We start from the raw sequence: 11433 nt of genomic DNA, 5'->3' as shown, positions 1-11433 counted from the left end.
CGCGGGTGTGCGCTCTTTGCATGCAATTATAACACTCTGATAGGATTCATGCAAGATAATTTGATATGAGTGCTATCAAAGTTCGTCATGCCCACCTCGCTGTGATTTTTCATCGCGGTTCCACCACCTATCGGGGGCTGGCGCCTGTAGCGCCGCCGTCCCGGCGGCTCAACGCTGCGCCAGGGCGAGCGTTCGCCCTCCGGGCCACGGCGCCAGCAGGCCAACGCTGGCCGCCGGGACGGCGGCGCTACAGGTACACCGCCCCGCAGCCCCCTGCCGCCGGGACGGCGGCGCTGCAAGGTGGCCCCCGCTTTTTGGCAGAACTTTTCATCGCCCCAGGCTTGACACCACGCCCTTCGCATGGTATGCTTTCTCTGGACCTCTCCTTCGGACCCCTTGAACGGAATGGTGCTCAGTATCATGGATGTGCCTCTCTTGCGCTGTTCATAACCAGGCGATTGTCAATTTCCTCCGTTACCACAAACCGGGCCAGAATTATCGCTGGTGGTCATACGACCATCTCAACATAGAACCATCTGGAGATAGGACAATATCGTCTGAACCTCTCGGACGGTTGCGCTGCCAGGTTTCTTCCGGCCACGATGCAAGGCCGGAGGTGTGGTTTTGCCTGGGCATGGCTCTCCATTGGTGGAGGGCTTGCTTACACACAGCAGGAGGAAATCGGCACACATGCGACTACTGAAACGTGTCCTCTCGCTCTCCAGCGCGTTCGCGCTCGTCAGTGCTCTGGCGCTGACAGTGGCCTTCGCGGGGGTAGCGAGTGCTGCGCCTGCTAGCGCAGCTTCGCCCGCCACGTTTACCAACGCCTGCGGCAGCGCCGCACGAGGCTTTGCCCGCTGCTTTGCTATCCAACGACATGGTGGCAGCAGCGCCGTCCAGAGCCTGGCCGTCTCGCCTAACGTTACCAGTTGCGCCAACCCGTCTAGTGGTTATACCCCCTGCGATCTCCAGTCTGCGTACAACGTCGTCAATTCAACGGCTGGCAGCGGCCAGACGATAGCCATTGTTGATGCCTTTGATGATCCCAACGCCGAGTCTGATCTGGCGGTCTATCGCGCGCAGTTTGGTCTGCCAGCCTGCACGACCGCCAATGGGTGCTTCCGCAAGCTCAATCAGAGCGGCAATCAAGGCCCCTATCCTGCAACGAATGTTGGCTGGGCCGAAGAAATCTCACTCGACCTCGATATGGTCAGCGCCATCTGCCCCAATTGCCATATCATGCTCGTGGAGGCCAATTCTAACAGCTTTAACAATCTTGCAGCGGCAGTTGATACAGCCGCCAGCCACGGCGCCACTGCAATCAGCAACAGCTATGGTGGTGGCGAGTTTAACGGCGAAACCTCCTTTGAGTCTCACTACAATCATCCGGGTATTCCTGTGACAGTAAGTTCCGGGGACAGCGGCTTTGGCGTGGAGTTCCCGGCGGCATCGCGTTATGTGACGGCTGTTGGTGGTACCCATCTGGTTCACGCCAGCAATAGCCGGGGCTGGACTGAGACGGTTTGGAGCGGCGCGGGCAGTGGTTGCAGCCGCTATGTGCCAAAGCCGACCTGGCAGAATGGGCTGACCGGCAATTGCGCGCGGCGGGCGGTTGCCGATGTGTCGGCGGTTGCCGATCCCAATACCGGTGTGGATGTGTATGACACGTTCGGCGTCGGCGGCTGGCTGGTCTTTGGTGGCACCAGCGTGGCTGCTCCGATCATCGCCAGTTTCTATGGGCTGGCCGGCAATGGGAGCATCATTAACAACGCTTCCTTTGCCTATAGCCACGCGAGCAGCTTCTTTGATGTCACCAGCGGCAGCAACGGGAATTGCAGCCGCCGCAACCGAGTCCTTTGTACCGCCGGGGTTGGCTGGGATGGCCCGACGGGCCTCGGCACGCCTAACGGCACTGGCGGATTCTGATCTTTTGAGGGATCGCTTATAACCAGCAGCGGCCTGGCTGATCAGCCAGGCCGCTGTTCATCTCTCTCGCTTAGATGGGCAGGCGCAAGGAACCCGGCCCGTCAAATGGTGGCGCAGGCTGATAGGAAATGACGACCTCCGCCGGGACCGGCGTGGGATGCAGCGGCTGGCCGCTCGCTGCGTCAACGACCATGAAGAGCAACTGGTCGGTGGCTCCTGGGGCCGTTGGGCGCAGCGGCGTGATTTGCAGGGCGCCTTCCTCCACCCCGCCCGGCGCGGGGACGCGCAGGGTGATGCCTGGTCCGCCGAAGTAGAAGGCATCCTGCGCGGCAGACCAGATGCGCACCGTGATGGTTGCGCCCGGTTGCAAGCCGCCAGGGGCGACAAACTGGGTTGCCAGCCGCACTCTGATGTCCGTGGTTTGCAGCGGGCGCAACCCCTTGGAGAAAAACACGGTTCCATCCAGCGGCCCTGCTGCCGGAGCAGATGGCTGGGGGGCTGGCCCAAATGGGCCGGGCTGCCCAGGCTGGCCGGGCCACGCCTGTGGCTGTGGCTGTTGGGGCCAGGGCTGTGGCCCAGGCGCCTGCGGCTGTCCCGGCTGTTGGGGCCAGGGCTGCGGCTGTGCCTGTGGGGGCGCAGGCCAGGGCTGGGGGGCAGGTCCAGGCATGGGCGCGGCTGTAGGGCCGCCGAAACCGGAAGAACCGCCAGGAGCCTGAGCCGCCGGGCCGCTCTGCGCGGCCAGGTTCGCGCCGCAGTTCAGACAAAACGCCTTGTTTGCCATAGTGGGCTGACCACAGCTCTGGCATGTAATCATCCCTGTCCCTACGGAGGCGGGCGCGGGCGGCGCTTGAAAACCAGGCGTGGGTGCGGCGGGCTGGAACTGTGGCGCGGCAGGTTGGAAGGGCTGTCCCGGTGGCGGCTGCTGGAAAGCGGGCGCAGCCTGGGCTTGCGGGAAGCCCGGTGGTGGCTGGTCCATTGCTGGCGTCGGTTGTGGCGGCGGGGGAAACAGGTCCGGCTGCGGCGGCGCGTTGAAGGCTGGCTGAGGGATCGGTTGATTGAACGTCGACTCCTGCGCCGCTGGGGTGGGCTGCAGCGGCTGCGCTAGGGGTTGGCTCTCTGGCCCGGCTGGCCTCAGCGCCGCGCTGACAAGTGTAAAGGTAAGTTCGTTGCCGCCGACCTTGATTGATTGGCCGTTATGCAGCACAAACGGGTACAGAATCTTTTCCCCATCCACGTAGGTGCCATTATTGCTTTGCTGGTCTTCGATGACATAGCCAACGTTGCTGCGCCGAATGACGGCATGGCGGCGCGAGACGCTGCGATCATCTGGCAAGGCTACATCGTTCGTTGCCAGGCGGCCAATAGTGATCTCGTCTTTGTCCAGCCCATACTCTTTGAGTTGCCCATCGGCCCGTCTCAGGATGAGTCTGGCAGCAACTTGCTGAGCGCGCGGAGCAACCAGGGTCGCGTCGTTTGTGCCTGGCGGCTGGTCGTCTTGAGATTGCATACGTTGTTCCTCCGCAGCCCACGCTGCTCTTAAACAGCCTCGCTGCGCCTCCTATCTCTGGCATCGAGGGTGTTCCCCTGCTCATGATTATCTTACCATATCTGGCAACAGAAGATCGCGGCTGGCTCTTGGTGGTCTACGCGAGCAAGGGCTGCGGGAACATCAGGCGACGACCTGTTCTCGCTTTGTTGGCTGGTCTGGCGCTGGCGGCTTCGAGGGAGGCACGCTGGGTTTTGCGGGGAGTTCGGCAATCTCGCGGCCAAATAAGAGATCGTCGGTCCAATCAACTGCGACGCGCAGGCGCATTCTGAAGCGCGGCATCTTGACGAGATAGATGGTGCGCCACATGATCCAGGCGAGTTTGCCAGAAAAGCACATGCCATAGACGCTTGCCACGCCAGTGCGCTTGCCGATTATCGCCAGTTCGCCAATTGGCCGATAGACAAATGGCTGGGGCGCTTCTCCACGCAGCGTCGCCACAATATTGCGCGCGAGGATTTTTCCTTCGCGTGTGGCGTTCTGCGCCGTAGGAGTATATGGCTGCTGCTTCCCAGGCTGGGGAACATCGGCGCAATCGCCGATGGCCCAGGCGCCTGCAAGACCTGCTATCCTGAAGCACTCATCCGTTACGATGCCGCCGCGATGGCTGCGCTCGCAATCGAGGTTTTTGACTGCCGGACTTGGAGCGACGCCACCTGTCCAGATCAGCAGATGGGTTTTGATGCGCTCGCCGCCCTTCAGTTCCACATAGTCGTTGCTTGCCCCGCTGAGGGAGGCGCGTAACCTGACCTCAACCCCGCGCTGCTCAAGCTTCTGGAGTGTATAAGCGGCCAGTTTTTCATTAAGCTCTGGCAGCAGGCGATCACCGGCGTGGATGAGGATGGTGTGGATGTCGCTGGGCATGATGCGCGGATAGTTTTGCGCGACTTCGCGGACGAGATCATTCAGGGCGGCCATCGTCTCGACGCCGGAAAAGCCGCCGCCGCCAACTACAAAGGTCAGCAGTTCTTGCCGCAGGTCCGGGTCTGGCTCTTCGTCGGCGCGTTCCAGCAGGGCCAGCGCGCGGTTCTGGATCGCGGCGGCATCGCCCAGGCTTTTGATGGTCAGGGAGTTTTCGGGCAACCCTGGTATACCATGATAGTTGATGATCGACCCCAGCGCCATGACGAGGTGATCGGCCTCCAGCGTTTCCTCTCTATCAGGAAAGGCATCTTCCGCGCGGCCAAGAGCGATGGTCACGCGCTTGTTCTGGAGATCAATGTGTTCGACACGTCCCTGCTTGAAATTGATGCGGCGCGAAAAGTGGCGAATGGCGATCACGATATGGCGCGTATCAAGCTGGCCTCCGGCGACTTCTGTGAGCATGGGGGTGAAGACGAAAAAATTATTCTCGTCAATCAGGGTAATCTCCCCATCTGCGGCGCGAGGCAGGAGTCGCGCCAATTCTTGGGCAGCATACACGCCTGCGAAGCCTGCCCCCAGGATCACGATTTTGGGGCGTCCTGATGTACTCATGTCCTGCTCCTGTGGTTTGGGCGCGCTGGCGCCGTCAAAGTCCTGCTGAGTGGTGGTGAATCTGCTATCTGCGCGGCAAGAGCCATGCCAGAAGCCGCAGCGCATCATGTTATTGAGCCTGAAACGAAGAGCGCCAGGACGAGATCGAGATAAGGGATATGTATCTTGTAATCAAGCCCCTTGTAGCCTGCCCCGCTGGCCTGATATACTGTCTGAGGAGGGACCGGGATGAAAGCCAGCGATCATTTCCGTAAAGCCGAACACTTTCTTGTTCGCCAGCAGCGGCTGGATGTGGGCGAGGACAGCGATATGATCGCCAGCGCCTGTCACGCAGCGGCCCATCATTATGTTTGCGCCGCTCTGGAGTGGCTTGGACACGACCCGCAGCGTTATGGACACAAACATAGCAAACACCCGGCAGTTTTGCGCGATGCTAACGCGCCGCCCGCTATCCGCGAAGCCTGGCAAGACCTGGAAGAACTGCGTAATCGCGGGCTGTATGGTGGGGGCGTCGATCAGCAGGAAGCGGAGCAGGCCAGAACCTTGCTGCTGCGTATTCAGGCGTGGGCTGTGTCCTGTCGCTCCTAGAAGGGAGTTCCTATGCTCAACCCAAAGCAGCGGCGGCTTTATCAGCGAGGCTATGCGGGATTGCTGGCGCAAATCACGCGCCTGGTTCAGTTGGCCCAGGCCCCGGACTCGAACATTGCGGCCCTGGTGCTCTACGGGTCCACCGCGCGCCTGGAACCGCATCGAGACAGCGATGCTGACCTGATTGTCTTGCTATGCGATTGGGAGCAGCGAAGCCAGGCGAGTGCTATCGTCGTCGAAGCTAGCAGCATTTATGATGTCTGGCCGTTCTCGCCCCTGCGAACCGATCTCCAGGCCAGTAATCTCCCAGCGGACCTGCTGGATCAGGTTGCCCAGGATGGGATACTCCTTTACCTGCGTCCAGGGCTTCAGCTTCCCGCCGCGCTTCAGTCGCTCCGACCCTACGAACACTGGCTTGGGCAAGTAGAGCGCCTGTTGCACCAGCCGATCTCGGCCTGAACGGATGGGTGTGTGCGCTCTTTGTCCTGCTTTGCCAACTGTGTTCGCTTGAGGCGAAAAAGATGCCTGAGAACTGGCTTCTCAGGCATTTGGCTCCTCGGACAGGATTCGAACCTGTAACCCACCGGTTAACAGCCGGTTGCTCTACCGTTGAGCTACCGAGGAATAGGCTCACGGCCCCGTCTGGGGGTAACGCATACAGTATACTATGTGATTGCAGCCCGCGTCAAGAGGTTGAGGTCGGATGTTCCCCGGTTTTGGCAGCCAGGGTGTATTCGGCGGGCGCGAAGAACACCAGGATGCTCAAATCCTCGGTGATGCTGTGGAAGCGATGCGGCACGTTTGCCGCCACAAAAACGACAGACCCCACCTGCACCGCGCGATCTTCGCCATCCACGCGGATAGACCCCTGGCCGCTGGCAATATAATATACTTCGTCTTCGCTGTGGGGCTGCTGGGGATCAACAGCGCCAGCGGGGAGCGAATAGAGGCCCATGCTGAGCGAGGGATGGCGCAGAAACTCTGTATAACGAACGCTGGCGCGATCATGGGCGCTGAGAAGCTGGGAAAGCTCGAAAGCTTGCATCGGTGTAGCCCTCCAGATAAGCATTACAATGGGCGGGTTCCACCAATGATCGGGGGTTGCCGCTGGTAGCGCCGCCGTCTCGGCGGCCAACGGTGGCCTGCTGGCGCCGTGGCCCGGAGGGCGAACGCGCGCCCTGGCGCAGCGTTGAGCCGCCGAGACGGCGGCGCTACAGGTGGCCCCCGCTTTTTGGTAGAACCCAATAGGCGCATCATATTGACAATGCCTTCAGGAATATATCACACTGCCAGCATCTGCCGGATGAGCAGGATAGCCAGAAAGGCGCAGTGTGGAAAACGGGCAAGTATTGTCCATGAGGGAAGAGATGCAATGGCGCAGTTGACAGTACACGTTCGCACAGTTCATGAAGCCCCTACGGCGGTTGGCTGGGCAGGCAATCGCACGCTTACGATTGACCGCCCGGAACAGGCCAGGGGCATGGGGCTTGGTTACAGTGGTGGCGAACTGCTGTTTCTTTCGATTGGGGCCTGTTATTGCAACGATATTTACCGTGAGGCCGCCAAACGGGGGATCGTGGTCAAAAGCGTGCAGGTTGAGGTCAGCGGAGATTGGGGCGGTGAGCCGGTGCGCGCCCAGAATGTGACCTTTTCAGCAAAAGTGGAAGCGGAGGCGAGCGAGGCGGAGATTCAGGCGTTGATGGAGCATACAGATCGCGTTGCCGAAATCCCGAACTCTCTGAGGATGGGAACGCCGGTTCAGCTTTCCACTGTGCAAGCGGTATCCCTGCCGCGCAAGCCCCAGGAATGAAGGATGAGATGATGGCAGCGCAACCACCTACAGAGCCGCAGGAGCGTCAGAACGAGAGCGATAGATTCTCCGCTGTGCCTGACCTGAGCGATCCGGCGGTGGTGCGGCGTCTGCTTCAGCGATATGGCGTGCGCCCGCAAAAGACGTTTGGGCAATACTGGCTGGAGGACCGCCAGGCGCTGGAGCGCATCGTGACGGCGGCGGAACTGGCCCCTGACGCGGCGGCGCTGGAAGTCGGCGCGGGGATGGGCGTATTGACGGTGGCGCTGGCGCGGGCGGTGGGGCCGGGCGGGCGCGTGGTAGCGGTGGAGATCGAGCGCGATGTGCTGGCGATTCTGCGCGAGGTGACGGCTCCGCTGGGCAATGTGGAGGTTCTGCCGCGCAATCTGCTGGAAGTGGAGCCGCGCGCTCTTTTTCAGGGGACGCCCTACGCGCTGGTGGCGAATCTGCCCTATTACATTACGGCTTCGACACTGCGCCATTTTCTGGAATGCGCGCAGCCGCCAGTGCGGATGGTCGTGCTGGTGCAGCAGGAGGTGGCCGAGCGCCTGACGGCAGCGCCAGGCAATTTGAGCCTGCTGGGGGTGAGCGTGCAGTTTTACGGCCAGACGCGCCTGATCGCGCGCGTACCCGCTTCGTCCTTCTATCCGCCGCCCAGGGTTGATTCGGCAATTGTGCGCATTGATGTCTATGAGCGCCCGCCGCTCGCGCTGGAGGATGCGGCGCGCGAGCGTTTTTTTCAGATCGTGCGCGCGGGCTTCGGCCAGAAGCGCAAAACGCTGCGCAACGCGCTGATGCTGGGCCTGAACGAGTCGGCCCCGGTGGTGGAAGGCTGGTTCACAATGGCAGGCATTGATGCTCGCCGCCGCGCTGAAACGCTTTCTTTGGAGGAATGGGGGAAACTGGCGGCGGCGTCCCAGGATACGGTGTGAGCGGCTGGTTCGTTGGGGGACGCTATCAGCTAAATGTCATACATCGCCTCGGCAGGAGCGACGTGATGCTGCCGGGCGAGTTCTTCAATGCTGGTGCTCATGACCAACTGCTGGGTGAATTCATCAACTTTCAGCCAGACTTCGCGCAGCGCGCAGCCTGAAGATTGGTTGCAGGAGCCGGGGTCGGTGACACATTCCATAGGGGCCAGCGAACCATCGAGCGCCTGAATCACTTCGCCCATCATGATCTGCGTGGGCGGCTTTGCCAGCAAATGCCCGCCCTGTGGGCCGCGCACGCTGCGAATCAGCCCTGCTTTACGCATACAGATCAACAACTGGTCCAGGTAATATTCGGGGATGGCTTGTCTGTGCGCAATATCGCTGCATTGCACCGGCCCCTGGCCGTAATAGTGCGCCAGATCAAGGACCGCCCGCAAACCATAGTCGCTCTTCATCGTCAGTTTCACTTGTGTTCCCCCTTCCGCGTCGTCAGACAACGGATGAGCCAATCGTCCACTGACCTGAGCCTGGGTAGCGTTCGGGCGATGGCAATGGTTAGAGTTGAGGCGTTGCTCCTGGCCTACGCGATAGATGTATCCAACATTAGAATACCTTATTTGGTCGTCAGGTGTCAACTTTGCCGAGAGAAACGGTCCCTCATCCGGTGTGCTATACTTCTCTAAAGGCACACTTTAAGGCATCCTGTAAGGCACACGTTTGCCACCCTACCTCATGTTCTTGGGCTGCGCTGCCAGCATGGCCGGGCCGCGAGCTTCAGCTTATCTGCCACTGGAGAATCGAATGTCTACACCTGCCGAGCGCGTCGAACGCTTGCGCCAGAGGATGGCGGAATTACAGGTTGATGCGCTGCTGATTACTCAGGATATGAGCCGCTATTATCTTAGCGGCTTTTATGCCCACGATGAAGGTCTGGATATTGCCGGTCAGTTGCTCATCGGCAGCGACAGAATGCTGCTTGTCACCGATGGGCGCTATACCGAGCAGGCCACGCGCGAAGCGCCTGATGTGCCGCTGGTCATTCGCCAGGCCGCATTTGGCCCCATCCTCGCTGAAACGATCCGCCAGCAAGGCTGGCAGACGGTTGGCCTCGAGGCCGAGCGGGTTTCGGTGGCGATCTATCAAAGCATGCTCGCTGAGAGCAAAGATGCCTTCACGCTAAAGGCGCTGAACGATGTCGTCGAACCGCTGCGGGAATGCAAAGATGAAGGCGAAGTTGAGCGTATCAGGCAGGCGCAGCAGATTACCGATGAGACCTTTGCCCACCTGCAAGGCTGGCTTCGCCCAGGGCTGACGGAAAAAGAAGTGGCCTGGGAGATTCTGCGCTTTATGCTGGCGCAGGGAGCCGAAGACGCGTCGTTCCCCTCCATTGTCGCTTCCGGGCCAAATGCCGCCCTGCCGCACGCGACGCCAACCGAGCGCAAGTTGGAAAAAGGCGAGCCAATCACGATAGATATGGGTACGCGCTATCAGGGCTATTGCTCGGATATGACACGCACTCTCTGCCTGGGCGAGCCAGACGCCAAACTGCGCGAGGTTCATGAGGTGGTCTTGCGGGCGCAGATGGCCTGCGAGGCGGGGCTGCGCGCGGACCTGGTGGGCCAGGCTGCCGATGCGCTGGCGCGCGCGACAATTGAGCAGGCGGGCTACGGCGAATATTATGTGCATGGCACTGGTCACGGTGTTGGCCTGGAGGTTCATGAATACCCGCGCATGAGCCGCTTTAACTCCGACGCGCCGCTGCGCGTGGGAGCGGTGGTGACGATTGAGCCTGGCATCTATATCCCCGGCTGGGGCGGTGTGCGCATTGAAGATATGGGCGTGATTACCCAAACGGGTGTGAATATTCTGACCCGCGCGCCAAAAGAACTGGTACTGAATGCTTAGGAGGAGCGGCCAGCGTACTCCTCGCCCTGGAGTTTGCTGGCCCCGAAGCTGGTCTTGCAGGAGGACAACTGATGATCTCGGTGGGCGATCTGAAGCGCGGCGCGACCATTGACCTGGATGGTCAATTGATGAGCATTATCGAATGGCAGCATATTAAGATCGGGCGCGGCGGCGCGATTGTGCGTGTGAAGATGCGCAATCTGCGCACGGGAGCCATCTTCGAGCGCACCTTCGATTCGGGCGAAAAGTTTCCGCGCGTGGACCTGGATGAGCGCCCGGTCCAGTTTCAATATCAGGATGGCGATCATTACTATTTCATGGATACCGAAAACTTCGAGCAGATTCCGCTCACGACGGCGCAGCTTGGCGATAACCGCTATTATCTGGTGGATGGGCTGACGTTTGAGCTGGTCAGTTATAATGAGGAACCACTGTCGCTGGAGCCGCCAGCGACAGTGGACCTGCGCGTGACCTATACCGAGCCGGGCTTCAAGGGGGATACGGCGACTGGCGGAACCAAGCCAGCCACGCTGGAGACGGGCCTGACGGTGCAGGTGCCGCTCTTTGTCAGTACGGGCGATGTGATCCGGGTGAAAACCGATACCGCATCCTATCTGGAGCGGGTATAGCGGTTTCTGCTTGCTTCGTCAGCAGGCATACAGATCGGTATGGTATGACGCGAACAGGGGGGCGCGATGGTAAAAGAGCAAGGCGAGTCCAGGGTTTCAGCGGCGTCAACCGCTCCAGATGCCAGCATCAGCGTGGAGCAGGTGCGTCGGCTGATTCAGATGATGGATACGAGTGATGTCCATGAACTGACCATTGAACGCGAGAGTGAGGGGCTGCGGCTGACGCTGCGCAAGCCTACGCCGCTCGTTGGGGCCGGGTCAGTACTGGCGGCTATGGAGGACCAGAATGCTTCTGCGGTGGCTGCGGCGGCGCAAGAGGCTGTGCCAGAGAGTGCCGAGTCTGCGCCAGCCGCCCCGGAAACGCTCCAGAAGGTGGCAGCGACGCTGGTGGGTACATTTCGAGTCAGCTTGAAGCGCGGCTCCAAGGCCGCCGTGTCTGTAGGCGATCAGGTTCGTGTGGGGCAGATCGTCGGCGCGGTCGAGGCGCTGAATGTGATGAATGAAGTCGAGACGCCAGTCGCCGGGCGAGTGGTGGAGATTGTCGTTAAAGACGGTCAGCCGGTGGAATACGGTCAGCATATGATGACTATTGATACCACTGTTTAGCCGTTCTAGCCCCCA

At 60.6% G+C, this 11433-nt stretch carries 13 protein-coding genes and 1 tRNA gene; 9 read left to right on the top strand and 5 right to left on the bottom strand.

What is annotated here, in order from left to right:
• The first annotated feature begins 65 nt into the window (after nt 1-65).
• Nucleotides 66-530 carry a hypothetical protein gene (locus VH599_15500; protein ID HEY7349720.1) on the top strand — a complete coding sequence of 155 codons (465 nt, stop codon included), beginning with the start codon at nt 66-68 and terminating at the stop codon, nt 528-530.
• A 160-nt stretch (nt 531-690) separates the two neighbouring features.
• A complete protein-coding gene (locus VH599_15495; protein ID HEY7349719.1) occupies nt 691-1926 on the top strand; it encodes a S53 family peptidase in 1236 nt (411 codons plus the stop codon).
• A gap of 70 nt (nt 1927-1996) precedes the next feature.
• Here the strand turns inward: VH599_15495 and VH599_15490 are convergent, their stop codons facing one another.
• Together VH599_15490 and VH599_15485 are read right to left on the bottom strand one after the other, a co-directional pair.
• A complete protein-coding gene (locus VH599_15490) occupies nt 1997-3433 on the bottom strand; it encodes an FHA domain-containing protein (protein ID HEY7349718.1) in 1437 nt (478 codons plus the stop codon).
• Nucleotides 3434-3595: 162 nt separating this feature from the next.
• The gene (locus VH599_15485; GenBank protein HEY7349717.1) at nt 3596-4948 is read right to left on the bottom strand and encodes an NAD(P)/FAD-dependent oxidoreductase; all 1353 of its coding nucleotides are present in this window, start codon (nt 4946-4948) and stop codon (nt 3596-3598) included.
• A gap of 228 nt (nt 4949-5176) precedes the next feature.
• Here VH599_15485 and VH599_15480 point away from each other — a divergent pair, with 228 nt between their 5' ends.
• Entirely contained in the window at nt 5177-5536 is a 360-nt protein-coding gene (locus tag VH599_15480; GenBank protein HEY7349716.1) for a HEPN domain-containing protein, read from the top strand.
• Nucleotides 5537-5548: 12 nt separating this feature from the next.
• Entirely contained in the window at nt 5549-5995 is a 447-nt protein-coding gene (locus VH599_15475) for a nucleotidyltransferase domain-containing protein (protein HEY7349715.1), read from the top strand.
• 90 nt (nt 5996-6085) lie between these two features.
• On the opposite strand, the gene VH599_15470 is transcribed toward VH599_15475, so the two are convergent.
• Nucleotides 6086-6160, bottom strand: a tRNA-Asn gene (locus VH599_15470).
• A 61-nt stretch (nt 6161-6221) separates the two neighbouring features.
• Nucleotides 6222-6671, bottom strand: coding sequence for a cupin domain-containing protein (locus tag VH599_15465; GenBank protein HEY7349714.1), 450 nt, complete (start codon nt 6669-6671; stop codon nt 6222-6224).
• 237 nt (nt 6672-6908) lie between these two features.
• Here VH599_15465 and VH599_15460 point away from each other — a divergent pair, with 237 nt between their 5' ends.
• Both VH599_15460 and rsmA read left to right on the top strand, forming a co-directional pair.
• A complete protein-coding gene (locus tag VH599_15460) occupies nt 6909-7346 on the top strand; it encodes an OsmC family protein (GenBank protein HEY7349713.1) in 438 nt (145 codons plus the stop codon).
• 8 nt (nt 7347-7354) lie between these two features.
• A complete protein-coding gene (gene rsmA, locus VH599_15455; protein ID HEY7349712.1) occupies nt 7355-8278 on the top strand; it encodes a 16S rRNA (adenine(1518)-N(6)/adenine(1519)-N(6))-dimethyltransferase RsmA in 924 nt (307 codons plus the stop codon).
• Nucleotides 8279-8307: 29 nt separating this feature from the next.
• Here rsmA and VH599_15450 read toward each other — a convergent pair whose 3' ends face one another.
• The gene (locus VH599_15450; protein ID HEY7349711.1) at nt 8308-8967 is read right to left on the bottom strand and encodes an Rrf2 family transcriptional regulator; all 660 of its coding nucleotides are present in this window, start codon (nt 8965-8967) and stop codon (nt 8308-8310) included.
• 112 nt (nt 8968-9079) lie between these two features.
• Between VH599_15450 and VH599_15445 the strand changes: the two genes are divergently transcribed.
• The 3 genes from VH599_15445 to VH599_15435 all read left to right on the top strand — a co-directional run bounded on the left by VH599_15445 (nt 9080) and on the right by VH599_15435 (nt 11418).
• Nucleotides 9080-10183, top strand: a complete 1104-nt coding sequence (locus tag VH599_15445) for a Xaa-Pro peptidase family protein (protein HEY7349710.1) — start codon at nt 9080-9082, stop codon at nt 10181-10183.
• Between the two features lie 71 nt (nt 10184-10254).
• The gene (gene efp / locus VH599_15440; protein ID HEY7349709.1) at nt 10255-10812 is read left to right on the top strand and encodes an elongation factor P; all 558 of its coding nucleotides are present in this window, start codon (nt 10255-10257) and stop codon (nt 10810-10812) included.
• Between the two features lie 66 nt (nt 10813-10878).
• On the top strand, nt 10879-11418 hold the full coding sequence (locus VH599_15435; GenBank protein ID HEY7349708.1) for a biotin/lipoyl-containing protein: 540 nt from the start codon (nt 10879-10881) through the stop codon (nt 11416-11418).
• Nucleotides 11419-11433 lie beyond the last annotated feature (15 nt).

The sequence above is a fragment of the Ktedonobacterales bacterium genome, assembly GCA_036557285.1.
Lineage (GTDB): Bacteria > Chloroflexota > Ktedonobacteria > Ktedonobacterales > DATBGS01 > DATBHW01.
The sequence above is the reverse complement of the archived record's forward strand: the minus strand, read 5'-3'. Positions and strand labels throughout refer to the sequence as shown.